This is a genomic window from Tardiphaga sp. OK246 (assembly GCF_900188215.1).
Classification (GTDB): domain Bacteria; phylum Pseudomonadota; class Alphaproteobacteria; order Rhizobiales; family Xanthobacteraceae; genus Tardiphaga; species Tardiphaga robiniae.
This window is the reverse complement of record NZ_FZOX01000003.1, coordinates 97,435-112,753: the sequence shown is the minus strand read 5'-3', so window position 1 is coordinate 112,753 and position 15,319 is coordinate 97,435. Positions and strand designations below refer to the sequence as shown.

Below are 15,319 nucleotides of genomic sequence, written 5' to 3'. Positions count from 1 at the left end.
GGATTCATCATCATGAACACGCTACGACTTGCGACTGCGGTCGCCGCAATACTCTTCGCGCCGGTGGCATGGGCGCAAAACACCGCACCTCTGAAACTCGGTGCGATCCTCGACATGTCGGGGACATATGCCGATATTACGGGTGAAGGCAGCGTATATGCGGCGAAGATGGCGGTCGAAGATTTCGGCGGTGAAGTGCTCGGCCGCAGAATCGAAATTCTGTCGGCGGACCATCTGAACAAGGCCGATCTCGCCAGCAATATCGCACGTGAATGGATCGACAATCAGAACGTCGAAGCGCTTATCGACGTCGCTGCCTCCGCTACCGCACTCGCGGCCAATGAAGTCGCGAAGGCCCGCGGCAAAATTATCATGCTGAGTGGTCCGGGCGCGACTAGGCTGACGAACGAGGCGTGTGGTCCTTACACTGTCCACTATAACTACGACACGTTCGCGCTGGCGAACGGCACTGGTCTTGCCGCCGTTAAGCAGGGATTTGACAGCTGGTTTTTCCTGACGGCCGATTATGCGTTCGGCCTCGATCTCGAAAAGGATACGACGAATGTCGTGAAGGCGACGGGCGGACGGGTGCTCGGCAGCGTGAGACATCCGCTGAACACATCGGATTTCTCCTCCTTCCTGCTGCAAGCACAGGCGTCGGGCGCGAAGGTAATCGGGCTGGCAAATGCAGGCAGCGATACTGTGAACGCAATCAAGCAGTCAGCGGAATTCGGCATTACAGGAAAGCAGCGCCTTGTGACGCTTCTCGCTTTCATTACCGATATCGACACTTTGGGGTTGAACACGGCACAAGGTTTGATTTTGACCGAAGGATTTTATTGGGACTTGAACGATGAAACGCGCGCTTTCTCGAAGCGTTTCCAAACAAAAATAAACCGCATGCCGACCTCAGCACAGGCCTCCATCTATTCGTCCGTCCTAACCTATTTGAAAGCTGTGAAGGCCGCGAAGAGCACCGAAGCCGCTGCCGTTATGGGAGAGATGAAGAAAACCCGCATCGACGACATGTTCGTCAAGGGCGGCTATATCCGGGAAGACGGCCGGTTGATCCACGACATGTACTTATTCGAAGTCAAAAAACCTTCGGAGTCTAAGGGCCGATGGGACAATTACAGACTTCTGGCGACGATACCCGGCGAGACAGCCTTCCAACCGCTGTCGCTTTCGAGATGCCCACTCGTGAAGAAGTAGCCTGAAGACCTTGCATCGCTCGATCGTGGTCGAGGTAGTTGGACACAGCCCGTTGTGACGATCAATCGACGGCCATGGCGAACTCTCGCAATTTATAGACCGAATAATCTGGAGAAACTGATGGCAATGACGATGAACGGCTCGGTTCGCTTAGGGGCAGGGCGAGAAGCGGTATGGGCAAAGCTCAACGACCCGGCAGTACTTAAGGCTTGCATCCCCGGTTGCGAAGAGTTGGAGCAGACGGAGGACGGCGGCTTTCGTGCGACTGCAAAGATCAAAGTCGGACCCGTATCAGCGCGTTTCAAAGGGAGGGTTGCCCTAAGTGATCTCGATCCGCCCAATGGATACCGCATAACGGGCGTGGGGGAGGGCGGCATCGCCGGCTTCGCCAAGGGCGGGGCTGTGGTTGTCCTGCAGGAGGACGGAGACGGCACGGTCCTGACCTACGATGTGGAGGCCCAGATTGGCGGAAAAATAGCCCAACTCGGTCAGCGCCTCATTAATGGCTCCGCCAAGAAAATTGCCGACGAATTCTTCGACAATTTCGCTAAAGCAGTTAGTGAAGACCGACGACCCCCAACCGCATAGTACGACGACCGCTCCTGGCGCAGGGGCGGCCGTTCACCAGAGGCTTGGAATGAACCGATACTTGAATTTCTCTGCGTATGCGCGATAGCCCGGCAGGCTGCTCATTATTAATGGCTCCTCGCCAAGTGCGCAGCTGCCCAAAAACCGCATCAAGTAAGAAATTCCATAGAGCCCCACCGCAATCTAAGCAGCAACGATGTAATGAGAAACAAGTTGATCCGTTTGCCGTCGGGCAAGCATTGCCTGCGTGAGCCAAGAATCTGTGCCTCTGGCGCAAAATTGCCATTCGTCAATAAGCGCCATTGCTCAGCCACGAGGGTCTCATGCAAATCGATCATAGAATCAAATTGGCCGAAGTTTTTGATGCCGTCTCGATATATCCTAAGCGGTTTCACTGAACCGGCACGCCGCTCTGAGTGCAGGCGATCGGCGCCACCTTGATCATCGGCACGATCGTCGGCTGGATCGGCATCATGCGCTAGAACAGCTTCGTTCGGCGGAAGTGCGCGTGCAGAAGGTCCGCGGCCAGACGGCGATTTCCACTGGCCCCTACGCCGTCGTGCGTCACCCCATCTACGGTTACGCGGTCACGCTGATCGTCGGGGCGGCGCCGCTCCTTATCGCGCTTGGGCCTGTTCGGACTGTTCGTCCTGATGCCGCTGCTCGGCATCCGTGCGCTGGGTGAGGAGCAGGTGCTGTTCGACGACCTGCCGGGCTACTGCGATCATGAATGTACAGGATGTGCTGGCTGCGCGGCTGCCGCCTAGCGGAGCCCACACGGCCGAAGTGAGCGTTTATCCATCTGCCGGCAGATCGTGCTGGTCTGAATATGCCGAACAGACCGTTTAAAATCTATGTCACGGCGACTCCGCAGATCGACGCGAACGCGCAGGTGCTGTTGCTCGCTAACATCGCTGTTACGACGGATAGCCAGTCTGCCGCAGGCGACGCCCTGACCTCGCTCGCCAACGATCCCGGCTTGCTGCAGGCATTGCAGCAAAAGATCCGCTTGTCGGTGCAGAACAGGGTGCAGGTAATTATGGCCTCAGTAAATGCGAAAATGAATCGATAGCTCGCCGATGGCTTTTGCAGCGAGGGTCAGTTGTCAACTGCAGGAGTTTCGAGCGTAAACCTGCTCGCCGATCAAGTCCGCATCGACTTCCTCGCCGCCTCTGACCTTCGTCTCAGTTACGGACTTTGAGCGCGGCAAAGTCGGCGCACAAGCGGAGAATATGCATCTCAAATACATATCCAATTTGAACTTCCGAGGGCAGCACCGTTCCTAGAAGCCAGCTTCAAAACTCTGCTGTAGGAAGTCGGCAAAGCTAGAATGCTTGACCAGATCCAACTTCTCTTTATCGGCTATGAGATATAGATATCTCTCGCTCGAGTTTTTGAACTGCTCGAGTACGCGAATTAGCTTGCCGGTCCGAAGGTCCTCGTTCACCAAAAAGGCGGCGAGTTGAGCGATTCCAAGGCCGTCAATCGCCGCTTTGTAAACGGCACCGCCGAAGCTGAGAAAGCGCGCTGGCGGAACGAGAGCCAGCTCATGTCCGTCAACTAGAAATTGCCAGTGTTGATGGGTCGTTATCGCAAGGCAGCGATGGTTTTGAAGGTCGAGCGGATGCTCGGGAATACCATTCTCCTCCAGGTACGAAGGAGCTGCGCAAATTATCCACGGATTTTCAGCGAGCTTAATGGAAACTTTGCCTTTGTCTGACGACGGCAATGATTGAATGACGAAGTCGAATTCTTCACCGTTGATGCCGATCTCAGTCGGCAACATCTCGACGCGAATTTGAGGGTAATCGTCAAGGTACCGACTAACAAGTGCGACTAAACGGCGTTCGAGAAGCGCGGCGGGCGCGCCTATGCGTAGTTGCCCGGACGGAACCGGCGAGAATTGCTCTAAATTACGTGTTGCAGCAGAAATGGCCGCCAGCAACGGCTTGATTTTCTGAAAATACACTTCGCCGGCCGTGGTCAATTCAACCTTGCGGGTAGTCCGGGAGAGCAATTGGACCCCAACTCGGTCTTCCAATATCGCAATACGACGGCTGATCGCGGACGGTGTCAGGCGAAGGACGCGAGCCGTACTGGCGAACCCACCACTTTCAGCAACGAGAACGAAGATCTCAAGTTCGGTCGCCATAGTGCCTCTGTTCCGATCACACCGACCAATATTGGTCGCCGTCGGCTACAATATCAACGCGCCGCTGGCGCGCCAGCACCGTGTTAAATCATAACTGAGCCACCATCCACGCAAACGGTCTGCCCGGTCATGAAGTCGCTTGCGGGAGAACAAAGGAACAATAAAGCTCCGACCAGGTCCTCTGGCAGCGCTTCGCGCTTCAGCGATCGGCTGGCGATATTGAGCGTAGAAGCGTCGCCAGACCAGCTCGGATGATCCCGAAAGCCCTCGCTCATCGTCAAGCCGGGTGCCAAAGCATTCACTCGAATACCCTCCGCGCCGAGCTCACGGGCGGCCGCACGCGTGAGAGAGATGATTGCGCCCTTCGAGGCAACATAATGGGGAAGGCCGGGCGATCCCTTGATTGCCGTCCCTGAAGCAAGGTTAACGATTTTTCCGTAGCCATTTCTTTTCATGATAGGCACTGACGCTTTAATTGCCTCGAACGTTCCGCGCGCGTTGACGGTCATGACACGATCCCAATCTTCCGTGCTGAGATCTGTGATCCGCGTGAATGCGATCTGCGCTGCGATTGCCGCATTGTTCACAAGGATATCCAAGCTTCCGAAACGATCGGAGGCGAGGGCAACCGCGGCGCGGAGCGATGCGCTGTCTGTTACATCAAGCTGCGTGCCCACTGCTGATCCACCTTTCGCCAAGATCTTAGCACACGTGTCGTCTGTGGGAGCCACGTCACCAAGAATTACCGCCACGCCGACTTCAGCGAGAGACGTGGCGAACAACGCTCCCAAACCTTGCGCCGCGCCGGTAATGAGGGCGACTTTGCCTTTCAAACTGTCTGGCATCAATGTGCTCCGGTGTCCCGCTAGTGCGAAGTGGCGCCGCCATCGACCGCAATAATTGCGCCTGTCATGAAGCTGGCAGCTGGCGACGCCAGCAACAAAGCCGCGCCTTTGATCTCGTTCGGAGTTCCGATGCGTCCAAGCGGAACCGTTTCGGAAAATTCCACGGCAACGTCATCTCGTTGCATTCTGCCGCTTCCGAAGTGCGTCTTGAACGGGCCGGGAGCAATGGCATTTATCATGATGTTGTCCGGCGACAACTCAATCACGAATTGTCGCACAAGGTTGATGATGCCTGCTTTTGTCGCCGCGTAGGCGTAGCCGCACATTGGCTCCGCGCGGATTCCAGCTATCGATGCGGTGACAACAATTCGACCTTGTTTGCGCGGGCGCATGTGGTTCGCGGCAGTCCTGATCGCGACGAATGTGCTTGTCAAGTTGGCATGCAGAACAGCATTCCATTGGGTGAGGTCGACATCGTCCATGCCGCCGACGTCCGACAATGGCCCCGGTCCTGCGGAGAGGCCTGCATTCGCAAAGAGAATGTCCAGGCGACCAAATTCCTTAGCCGAAGCGTCGATCGAGCGCTTCAAAGCATCTAGATCAGTCACGTCAAGTTGCCGAGTGTGCACTCTCAATTTACGCGCCGAGAGGCTTTCTGATGCCCTGGCTAGATTTGGCATGTCGTTGTCAGCCATTACAACAACTGCTCCATGCTCAGCCGCGACCTCTGCCATTGCAAAGCCCAAGCCCTTGGCGGCCCCAGTGATAAAGGCGACCTGATCAGAAAGATCGAATAACGTCGACATGAGCTCGTCCTAACCGTGTTGCAAACCTTGACCGTATTCATAGAACATCCCGCCCAGGTGGACACAATACTGAAAAGCTCACGAAAGGCATTGCTTTTACGGACATGCCGCAAATCTGCACCGCCGCGTGAATACTAATGAATATTCGTGATCTTTTTCGGCGTTATCGCTGACGCTATAGGCGTCTAAAAGGAGACTAAGTCGCAGACGCGGCATGCTCGCTAGGAGAAACGTATGACTGAGTTCGCCGGCATCTTTCCATATGTTGTGACACCGATTGACGCTGCAGGCATGATCCGTTCGGGGGTTCTGAAGTCACTCTGTGAGGATCTCGTTAAGGCTGGGGTTCATGGATTGACCCCATTGGGTAGCACCGGCGAAGTCGCCTATTTGAACGACCGACAGCGAATGAGAGTGGTGGAGACTGTTGTCGATGCCGCAAACCGTCAAGTGCCGGTGGTTCCAGGTGTAGCAAGTACATCTGTCGCAGACGCCATTGATAAGGCAAAGCGCTACGAGGAGGCTGGGGCTTCAGGAATTGTCGCTGTACTCGAAGCATATTTCCCCCTAACGGAGCAGGAGGCAGAGCGCTATTTTCTCTCCATAGCCGATGCAGTCACTGTCCCGGTGATCATTTACACGAATCCAAATTTCCAAAGGTTTGAGCTCTCGATCGATGCTATCGAGCGTTTGGGCAAGCACGCAAATATCATCGGTCTGAAAGATGCGTCCACGAATACTGGTCGCTTGTTATCGATCATAAACAGATGTGGTTCCACTCTAAATGTTTTCGCTGCGTCCTCCCATATTGCACTAAGTGTCCTAATGCTTGGAGGGAAGGGATGGTTTGCTGGACCGGGCTGCGTGATACCGCGACAGCTAGTTGCGCTCTACGATCTGTGTTCGCGCGGCAAATGGGATGAAGCGGCGGTTCTTCAGAAAGGCGTGTGGAGATTCAACGAGGTCTTCGCAAGGTATAACTTGGCTGCCTGCGTGAAAGCGGCTCTGGAGTCGCAAGGGTACGACGTGGGAGACCCGATCCCCCCGCAGGGTCCAGTCTCGCCACAGGCGCGCTTGGAGATAATCGAGGCGCTCCGATCGATGCCAATCGCCAGTGGACGCAATGTCGCCTAGCGATCCAGCTGCATCCGCGCGGCAAGCGAAGAGCCGCCCGTCAGGAACCAATGGAACTGACAGGCGGCGTCGTTTACTACACGAACGAGCGAATTGCATTATTGAATGCGTTGCTTCGCGTCTCCGGATGAAAATGCCCGCCGCTTTCGAGGGCAATATAGTTTGATCCTTTAATGACCGAAGCCAACTCATCGCTCAAGAATTTTGGTACGAGGAGGTCATCCTTTGTCGCCACGATTAAAGTTGGCTGCCGCAATGACGCTGACTGATCAAACTGATCTGAGTCGAGCACCGCATTGATCCGCCGAATGGTGATGTCAATATCAACCGGCCCGGACACTTCCCACAGATGATCATTCGTTTCCACGAACTCAGGCTGATACCGGAAAACAATGCCCGCTTTATGATATCCATCCAAGTCACCAAGCACGAGCAGTGATCGACGAAATTCAAAGACACGACGGAAGTAGTTTCCAGGCCTGCACCATGTGGAAGATAAAACGAGCTTATTAACGCGGGTCGGCCATTTCGTCCCGATGAGTTGCGCGATCGCGCCGCCCGTTGAGTGCCCAACAATCGTTGCCTGCGCGATGCCCGCGTGATCCATGACGGCAATCACGTCCTGACCCATCTGTTCGATCGAATACTCGGACTGTTGTTTACTGCTCGATCCTGTTCCACGATGATCGACCAGTATTACCCTATTTCGGGTCGAGAATTCCTTCTGCTGCGCCTTCCAGAAAGAGCCAACGCCGCCGAAGCCGGGTACAAAGATAAGCGGATTTGATCCGGCTTCGTTGTCGTCGTAGAAGAGTGAAAATCCATTATTATCGGCGTAAGGCATAGGCTTGTGCTCGCGACAGTAGTACCTCATGCACGGGTACAAGGCGGAAAGAGATTGCGAAAGCTATAATAATGTCACGAGTGTCCATTCGGTGATCTCACGAACGCGGTCACAAGTTTCCCGCACAGATAATCGTGAGTTTTTGAGTGTTGTTAAAAGCATTCTTATTCGTAACCTGCTCGTCATAAAGCGGTAACCGCGATGATGCGGCAGCCCGTCAGCTATGGGGACGATTATGCGATTGCATACGCTGCGTTTGTCGCTCGGACTTGCTTGTTCGATTCCGCTTTCGATAATATCCACAATGGCTTCCGCTCAGACCGTTCGCGTGGGAATGGTTCTTCCTCTTTCTGGACCTCAGGCGGCCAACGGTGAGGGAATCGACAAAGGCGCACGCCTTTTCGAAAAGCTTCACAAGAAAGATCTGCCTGGCCTGCAGGTTGATATCGTACGGCGCGATGATGCGGGAAGTCCGGACAATACGCGTCGTATCGTTCAAGAGATGATCGTTCGGGACAAAGTGCAGCTGATCACAGGCGTTGCGCTGTCCCCACAAGGCTTCGCTATTGCGCCAATCGCGACGGAAGCGAAGATTCCCGTTGTCATTATGAATGCGACGACAGCGAGCTTGACCCGTGCCTCGGCTTATTTCGTGCGAGTCTCCTACACGCAGTGGCATATGGCGTCTTCCATCGGCAAATGGGCCGGCGAAAATGGAATGAAAAAGGTCTTCTCGATGGTCGCCGATTACTCGGCCGGTCAAGACTCTGAGGCCGCGGTGAAGCAAGCTGTAGAGAGGTCCGGCGGTCAGCTGGTCGGCGCCATTCGTGTTCCGATGGCAACGACTGACTATTTGCCATTCATGGAGCAGATCAAAGCAGCAAAGCCAGACGCGCTGTTCATCTTTATCAATGCAGGGCGGATGGGCAGTCTTATGAAAGCCTATGACGAAGCAGGGTTGAAGGAAGCCGGGGTGAAGTTGATCTTGCCCGGCGACAACCTTCAGGATGACGAACTTCTGAACATGCCAAAGACAATCGTAGGTGCAACGGCAGCGGGTGTTTATGCGTCCAGTAACCCTGCTCCGGCAAATGTCGAGTTCGTTAAAGCCTGGAAAGCAGAGTACGGCGAAAACACTCTGCCGAACACACTCGCTGCCGACGGATGGGACGGAATGGCGGCCATCTTTGCTCTGATAAAAGAAACCAAGGGCAAGTTCGACGGAGAGAAGGCGATGTCATTCCTCTCCAACTATAAGACAGATAGCAGCCCTCGCGGGGCTATCGCGATCGATCCGGCGACCCGGGATATCGTGCCGACGATTTACATCACCCGCGTCGAAGTTGTGAACGGCAAACAGACCAATGTGATCCAGCAGTCAATTCCGGCTGTGAAGGATCCCTGGAAAGACGCGAATCCACAGTAATCAATCGATCGCCGACCGGATATTCGAGAGCACCGATGGACATAGCGATCAGTATTATCTTCACTGGCCTAGCTTACGGCATGGTGCTTTACATTATTTCGGTCGGCTTGTCTGTGACTATGGGCCTTCTTGGAGTGATGAACCTCGCGCACGGCGCGTTTGCGATGGCTGGGGGATACCTTCTCATCGAACTCATGGCACGGCTGAGCTTGCCCTATGGTTTGGGATTGGCAGCAGCGGCTCTGGTGGTTGGTGCATTCAGCGTTATTTTGGAACGCACGCTCTACCGAAGGATCTACAAAAGGGGAGAGTTCGATCAGATTCTCTTGAGCGTCGGAATTATCTTTGTCTCTACTGCGATTGCTCACTCCGTCTACGGACCGTTGCCTCGAGCGGTAGAGCTTCCGAGCTCGTTGTTGGCTCAGGTAAGCGTTGGCTCAAGGAAGTTTCCGGCTTATCGCTTATTTCTCATTGCGTTTGGGGTCGTAACTTTTATCTCCCTCTGGCTTTCAATCGAACGCTCGCGGATCGGAATGAAGATAAGGGCAGCTGTTGACAGCCGCCCTATGGCCGAAGCTGTGGGAATCGATACCAATCGGCTCTTCATGGTGGTGTTCGCGTTTGGCAGCGCTCTGGCGGCGGCGGGAGGAGCGTTGGGTGCGAATTTGGTGCCGCTCGTGCCCGGTTATCCACTTGAGCACTTGACCTACTTTTTGATTGTCGTCGCTGTTGGAGGGATGGGTTCCGTTAAGGGGCCGTTCGCAGCAGCCCTATTGCTCGGTTTGGGCGACAGCGCTTGCAAGATATTGGCTCCCCAGTTCGGTGCCTTCTTTATTTACGTCGCACTTTTTGCTGTTTTGCTGGTTCGTCCAGCTGGCCTCTTTGCTGGACAACGCAAATGATGACCAAGAAGGATACGATTGCCACTGTGCTGCGAGAGCGGCGCTTCAAGGTTTGGGAATTGACGCCGTGGCTGGCCGCAGGAGCTGTATGGCTCCTTCTTCCGAGCTATTTGCCGTTTGCTACCCAGATCGTCATCATGGTTCTCTTGACCATGTCATACGATATCGTCGTCGGTTACACTGGCATCGTTATCCTCGGCCACACCGCATTCTACGGGGCTGGGGCCTATGCCGCAGGCTTGCTGGCCGTGGCGGGCTGGACCGATCCACTTTTGGGATTGCTTATCGCGACAATCGTGGCCGGGGTCATCGGCGCTGTAGCAGGCATAGTGATACTTCGAACATCAGGCCTTCCATTGGTTGTGCTCGGAATGGCGCTCACCTTATTGATGGGCGAGGTCATGAACCGATTCTCCTCGATAACCGGAGGAGCGGACGGGCTTCAAGGGATCGTATCGTCACCAATCCTGGGCGCATTCTCATTTGATCTATATGGTCGCGTGGCTTTTGCCTATTCGATCGCCGTCTTGTTTATCGCGTGGCTTTTTCTACGTGAGATGCTAGGCGCTCCATTTGGCAGAAGCCTGATAGGTATCCGGCAAAATCCCACTCGCATGGAAGCACTGGGCGTAAGCGTCCGTAATCGCAAACTGGCGGCATTCACGATCAGCGCGGCTATTGCTGGCCTGGCAGGCGGACTGACGGCGCAGACTTCGCAATTCGTTTCATTGAATGTCTTCGGGCTTGAACTGGCGGGAGCAATTCTCCTCATCCTGGTGATCGGCGGCCGAGGTCGGCTTTACGGCGCCTTTATCGGTGCGCCTGCTTATATGATCGTGCAAGACATGCTGGCAAAAGATGATCCCGTGTACTGGCTCTTCTGGCTTGGCTTGATCTTGATTGTGGTTGTGCTGTTCGCGCCCAACGGACTTCTCGGGCTCTTGGACCAAATTACCGCTCTGCTTCGACGCCGGTTGGGTGCGCCTGCGGCCGCTCCGGTCAAGGGAGCAACCTCACATGCAGACTGAGAATCCGGTGCTCGCTCTTGAGACGCGAGGCCTCAATCGCTATTTCGGCGCGGTGAGAGTCTCGTCAGATGTTAACTTTCGGCTGCCGCAGGGCGCGCGGCACGCTCTGATCGGGCCTAACGGTGCGGGTAAGACGACCTTTATCAATCTGTTAACTGGCAATCTCTCTCCCTCGTCGGGCACTGTGCACTTTGCAAACAAGGACGTCACCGCTCTTTCAGTTAATGAGCGCGTGCGACAGGGAATCGCGAGGACCTTTCAGATAAACTCTCTACTAAGGGAGATGACAGTTCTAGAGAACGTGCAACTCTCGGTACTCGAGCGGCGTACTCAAGGAAGTTTGCTGCTCAGTGGACGAAAGGCGCAGCGTGCGGCCGCGGAGAGTGCTTACGATCTTCTTGAACGCTTAGGTCTTGCTTCTGACGCCAGTTCTTTTGTCCAGCGGCTCCCTTACGGACGACAACGATTGGTCGAGATAGCGATTGCACTGGCGCGTGAACCGACGATCCTGCTGCTGGACGAGCCTGCTGCTGGTGTGCCGCCAGCAGATTCCTATCTGGTTTTTGACCTGATCGAGGCTCTTCCATCGTCAATCTCAGTTTTGTTCATCGAGCACGACATGAAGCTGGTAGCGCGTTTTGCGCAACGCATCAGTGTCTTGGTCGCGGGTGAGATCATGCGAGAAGGAAGTCCCGAGGAGATTGCGAAGGATCCGTACGTTCGCGAGGTTTATTTGGGGCATGGCCGCAATGGTTGACGTATCAATTGGAGACAGTGCGGGCTTGTTATGTGAGGCGATTAACGCTGGCTGGGACGAAACGCACGTTCTTTCTGACATTACTTTCAGCTTGCCGAAAAACCAGGCGCTTGCCGTACTCGGGCGGAACGGCGTGGGAAAATCGACTTTGCTTTCGACAATTGCGGGCCGTGCCCGGTTGCATAAAGGGAGAATTAGTTACGACGGAAGCGACATTGTTCGGCTGCCTGGCTTCGCCCGGGCAAGGATGGGAATAGGATACGTTCCTCAGGAGCGAGAGATCTTTCCCTCGTTGACCGTGCAAGAGAACCTACTCGTCGCCGAGAGGAAGGACAGCAGGAGTGCTGAGCAATGGACGCTGCAACGCATTTACGAGCTGTTTCCTCGCCTGTACGAACGTCGCGATTTGGGGGGAACGCAACTTTCTGGCGGCGAGCAGCAGATGTTGAGCCTTGGAAGGGCGCTGATGGGAAATCCAACGTTGTTGCTCATGGATGAGCCGTTTGAAGGTCTCGCGCCGGTCATCGTCGATATCATTCTCGCGGCGGTTCAGAAGGTCTTGAGAGAAGCCAGCATGACCGTCCTGATGGTTGAGCAACACGTCGATATCGCGCTCGATCTTACGCACAGAATGATCGTTCTCGACCGGGGCGCGATCATATTCGACGGGTCTGACGGATCGGGTGCAGTCGATCGAGAGATGATCAAAGCGATGGTTGGCATCGACAAAATTGCTGGATGACGCTCCACGCAGCTCGGAAACTTAGCGCTTTAGATGGGATAAGAGATAATGGAACCGAAATTGAGTGAGAAAATCGGTAGGAATGGCCTGTTGTCAAAAGACGCAGTGCGTACTGCTTGTCGCCGGGCATTGGCAGATGAGGATATGTTGCGAGGCGCGCTGGAGCAGGCCGATATCGTACCGCAGCTATTGGTCATCGGGCATTTGACCGGTGATATGAATTTGTTGGAGAGGGCATCACCATTCATCAAGGGTGGATGGAGCTTTCTGGAAGCCATCCCAGACCACCTGAGAGCGGAGATTCGCGAGCGACTTGTAGAAGCGCTTCGGATGAGGGCGGAGCATACAACCCCGCCAAGCGTCTCAGAGATCAGCCGCGACGAGTTTAAGCGGATTCTAACTGCTGGAATCGGGCAGGCCGCACCAGACGACTATGTTGACCTTCTGCGCGAAGAATTATCGTTGCCCGAGCTCGATACCCGGAGTGTTCCGTGGCGACGCGATGTGTCGGACCAAGAGAAGCAACGGTGCTCGGTCCTAATCGTGGGAGCGGGCTTGTTCGGGCTATGTCTTGGGATCAAGTTGCGGGAGGCAGGCATCCCCTTCACGATCGTTGAGAAGAACGATGCAGTCGGCGGGACCTGGTATGAGAACCGTTACCCGGGAAGCGGGGTGGATATTCCCAATCATGTCTACTCATTTAGCTTTGAGCCGAAACATGACTGGGCGGATGACTTCGCCAAGCAACGTGAGTTGTGGACCTACCTCAATCTGTGCGCTGACAAATATGATGTACGCCGTTCTATACGGTTCTCCACTGAGGTTATGTCATCCACATTCGACGCAGAAAAATCTACATGGAATGTCCGGTTGCGAACGCCAGGAGGCCACGAGGAAATACTATCGTCGAAAATTTTCGTGAGTGCGGTCGGGCAGCTCAATAGGCCCTCCATTCCGAATATCCCGGGTCTTGAGAGTTTCGAAGGTCCGATGTTCCACACCGCCAAGTGGGATGACAAGGTCGATCTGTCAGGCAAGCGCGTGGCTATGATCGGTACTGGCGCGAGCAGCATGCAAGTTGGGCCCACTATCGTTGATCACGTTGCGAAGCTGATGGTATTTCAGCGCTCACCCAACTGGGCGGGAGAGAACCCTAACTACCATCGCGTAGTGAAGCCGGGCATGAAATGGGCGCTTGATAATGTGCCGTTCCTCTCAAAGTGGTATCGCTTCTTACTGTTTTGGGCCTCTGGTGATGTTATGCACACCTCCATACAGGTTGACCCGAATTGGCCCACACCGGATATTTCACTGAACGCTGCCAACCACGCGCTCCGCGAAAACCTGATCGCATACATCAAGCGAGAAATTGGTGATCGGCAGGATTTGCTGCCGAAGATCATACCGTCTTATCCTCCCTACGGTAAGCGGATGTTGCGCGACAATTACTGGTACAGGATGCTGACGCGAGACAACGTCGAACTGATCGACGCAGGAGCTGACAAGATCGAAGGGAAGGAGGTTATTGATTCCGATGGTGTACGCCACGAAGCAGATGTCATCATCCTGGCAACCGGCTTTCAAGCAGGTCGGATGTTGTGGCCGATGGATATTGAGGGACGCGACGGGCATACCATTCGCAAGAGCTGGGGCGAGGACGATCCGCGCGCCTACATGGGTATGACCGCGCCAAAATTTCCGAATATGTTTGTGCTGTATGGCCCGAATACTAATCTTGCCCACGGTGGAGGACTGTTCTTCTACGCCGAGTGTCAAACCCGGTACATCATGCAGATTTTAAGGGAGATGGTCGAAAATGGCCATGACACGGTCGAGTGCAAGTCGGAGCCGTTCATGCAGTATAATGACCGTGTCGATGAAGCGCATAGTCGTATGGTTTGGACCCATAAAGGCATGAAGAACTGGTACCGGAACAGCAAGGGGAGGGTCGTTGCAAACTCGCCCTGGCGTATCGCGGACTACTGGGCGATGACGAAGAAGTTGAATCCAGATGAATATGTGTGGGGCTAGAGTTGGGTGTTGCCATTTAACCCGATTGAACTCAACTAGTAATCGATGAGAACAAGACGTCGAAAAGTGATGTATGAACGACAGAGATATACGTTACGCAATTGAGGGGCGTTCGATCGCCAAAAGCGAGCGCTGCGAAGGATATCACGCGTGATGTTGCGCGGCACTATGCATTATAATGTCGCGCCGGAAGCTTCGTAGTCGATTTTGTCGATATGCAGAGCCCAATAAGGCCAAAGGCGGGTTCTATTCTTTGACCGTTAGTTCGGTTCTGAAGCGGGCCACTCCGTCAATTCGATAGAAAAAGGGCGGTCACCCGAGAGCAGTAACCGCCCGTTTTTCTATGCAGACACGCGTGACGCTCTCCGTCTTTCTTATGCGTTATACCTTCCTAAAGTCGGGCGACCACCGGCGCGACAATTCGGCACGATTCTCATACGAGGCTTCAAAAATGCAAGCCGCAAGTGTCGCACGGACGTGCAGAACCTTCTGCTCCAAATTACGAAAACCGTGCTTTGCGCCTGCTGGAATTAGAACGGATTGGTTCGATTTGACGATCATCTTCTCATCGTCCAACCAAATTTCGGCAGTTCCGTCGATTACCTCAAGAACTTCCTCAACAGCATGAATGTGTGTGGGAGCGCCGAGGTCAAAATCGCAGAATTGATCGAAGATGCATAGCTGTTTTCCGTCAAGAATCGCCGACATGCGCATGCGGGTCATGACGCCATCGCGCCACTTTTCGAGAGGTTGTTCGTCGTGGATTAAAACTGACATTCAATTCGCCTTTGGGTGGGTGACAATTGCGGCGAAGCAAAGTCGTGTCACTTCGACCGGAATGGACAAAATGCT

The 15,319-nt window shown here is 54.5% G+C and carries 15 protein-coding genes; 10 read left to right on the top strand and 5 right to left on the bottom strand.

All coding sequences use genetic code 11. From position 1 onward, the window contains the following. Positions 1–12 precede the first annotated feature (12 nt). The 3 genes from CHC01_RS13455 to CHC01_RS13440 all read left to right on the top strand — a co-directional run bounded on the left by CHC01_RS13455 (position 13) and on the right by CHC01_RS13440 (position 2,872). Positions 13–1,212: an ABC transporter substrate-binding protein gene (locus CHC01_RS13455; RefSeq protein WP_089264821.1), complete on the top strand. Its 1,200-nt coding sequence runs from the start codon at positions 13–15 to the stop codon at positions 1,210–1,212. 120 nt (positions 1,213–1,332) lie between these two features. Further along, the gene (locus CHC01_RS13450; RefSeq protein WP_089264820.1) at positions 1,333–1,800 is read left to right on the top strand and encodes an SRPBCC family protein; all 468 of its coding nucleotides are present in this window, start codon (positions 1,333–1,335) and stop codon (positions 1,798–1,800) included. Between the two features lie 829 nt (positions 1,801–2,629). Further along, entirely contained in the window at positions 2,630–2,872 is a 243-nt protein-coding gene (locus CHC01_RS13440) for a DUF4403 family protein (protein ID WP_089264818.1), read from the top strand. A 210-nt stretch (positions 2,873–3,082) separates the two neighbouring features. Here CHC01_RS13440 and CHC01_RS13435 read toward each other — a convergent pair whose 3' ends face one another. The 3 genes from CHC01_RS13435 to CHC01_RS13425 all read right to left on the bottom strand — a co-directional run bounded on the left by CHC01_RS13435 (position 3,083) and on the right by CHC01_RS13425 (position 5,603). After that, positions 3,083–3,952, bottom strand: coding sequence for a LysR family transcriptional regulator (locus tag CHC01_RS13435; RefSeq protein ID WP_089264817.1), 870 nt, complete (start codon positions 3,950–3,952; stop codon positions 3,083–3,085). An 83-nt stretch (positions 3,953–4,035) separates the two neighbouring features. Further along, on the bottom strand, positions 4,036–4,797 hold the full coding sequence (locus CHC01_RS13430; RefSeq protein WP_089264816.1) for an SDR family NAD(P)-dependent oxidoreductase: 762 nt from the start codon (positions 4,795–4,797) through the stop codon (positions 4,036–4,038). Between the two features lie 20 nt (positions 4,798–4,817). Further along, positions 4,818–5,603 carry an SDR family NAD(P)-dependent oxidoreductase gene (locus CHC01_RS13425; RefSeq protein ID WP_089264815.1) on the bottom strand — a complete coding sequence of 262 codons (786 nt, stop codon included), beginning with the start codon at positions 5,601–5,603 and terminating at the stop codon, positions 4,818–4,820. 234 nt (positions 5,604–5,837) lie between these two features. On the opposite strand from CHC01_RS13425, the gene CHC01_RS13420 reads away from it, so the two are divergent. After that, the gene (locus CHC01_RS13420; protein ID WP_089264814.1) at positions 5,838–6,737 is read left to right on the top strand and encodes a dihydrodipicolinate synthase family protein; all 900 of its coding nucleotides are present in this window, start codon (positions 5,838–5,840) and stop codon (positions 6,735–6,737) included. A gap of 76 nt (positions 6,738–6,813) precedes the next feature. Here the strand turns inward: CHC01_RS13420 and CHC01_RS13415 are convergent, their stop codons facing one another. Further along, positions 6,814–7,581: an alpha/beta fold hydrolase gene (locus tag CHC01_RS13415; protein ID WP_176454584.1), complete on the bottom strand. Its 768-nt coding sequence runs from the start codon at positions 7,579–7,581 to the stop codon at positions 6,814–6,816. 235 nt (positions 7,582–7,816) lie between these two features. Here CHC01_RS13415 and CHC01_RS13410 point away from each other — a divergent pair, with 235 nt between their 5' ends. The 6 genes from CHC01_RS13410 to CHC01_RS13385 are packed head-to-tail and all read left to right on the top strand — an operon-like array spanning position 7,817 to position 14,467. Next, positions 7,817–9,007: an ABC transporter substrate-binding protein gene (locus CHC01_RS13410; RefSeq protein ID WP_176454583.1), complete on the top strand. Its 1,191-nt coding sequence runs from the start codon at positions 7,817–7,819 to the stop codon at positions 9,005–9,007. Between the two features lie 35 nt (positions 9,008–9,042). Further along, positions 9,043–9,909, top strand: a complete 867-nt coding sequence (locus tag CHC01_RS13405; protein WP_089264811.1) for a branched-chain amino acid ABC transporter permease — start codon at positions 9,043–9,045, stop codon at positions 9,907–9,909. Further along, entirely contained in the window at positions 9,906–10,937 is a 1,032-nt protein-coding gene (locus CHC01_RS13400) for a branched-chain amino acid ABC transporter permease (protein WP_089264810.1), read from the top strand. The genes CHC01_RS13405 and CHC01_RS13400 overlap by 4 nt, the downstream gene beginning before the upstream one ends. Further along, positions 10,927–11,694 (top strand): ABC transporter ATP-binding protein, encoded by a 768-nt coding sequence (locus CHC01_RS13395; protein WP_089264809.1) that lies wholly within the window; start codon positions 10,927–10,929, stop codon positions 11,692–11,694. Before CHC01_RS13400 ends, CHC01_RS13395 begins: the two co-directional genes overlap by 11 nt. Beyond that, on the top strand, positions 11,687–12,436 hold the full coding sequence (locus tag CHC01_RS13390; RefSeq protein ID WP_089265647.1) for an ABC transporter ATP-binding protein: 750 nt from the start codon (positions 11,687–11,689) through the stop codon (positions 12,434–12,436). The genes CHC01_RS13395 and CHC01_RS13390 overlap by 8 nt, the downstream gene beginning before the upstream one ends. A 48-nt stretch (positions 12,437–12,484) precedes the next feature. Beyond that, complete coding sequence (locus CHC01_RS13385; RefSeq protein WP_089264808.1) at positions 12,485–14,467, top strand: flavin-containing monooxygenase; 1,983 nt, start codon at positions 12,485–12,487, stop codon at positions 14,465–14,467. 381 nt (positions 14,468–14,848) lie between these two features. Here the strand turns inward: CHC01_RS13385 and CHC01_RS13380 are convergent, their stop codons facing one another. Continuing rightward, entirely contained in the window at positions 14,849–15,244 is a 396-nt protein-coding gene (locus CHC01_RS13380) for a cupin domain-containing protein (RefSeq protein WP_089264807.1), read from the bottom strand. Positions 15,245–15,319: the final 75 nt, after the last annotated feature.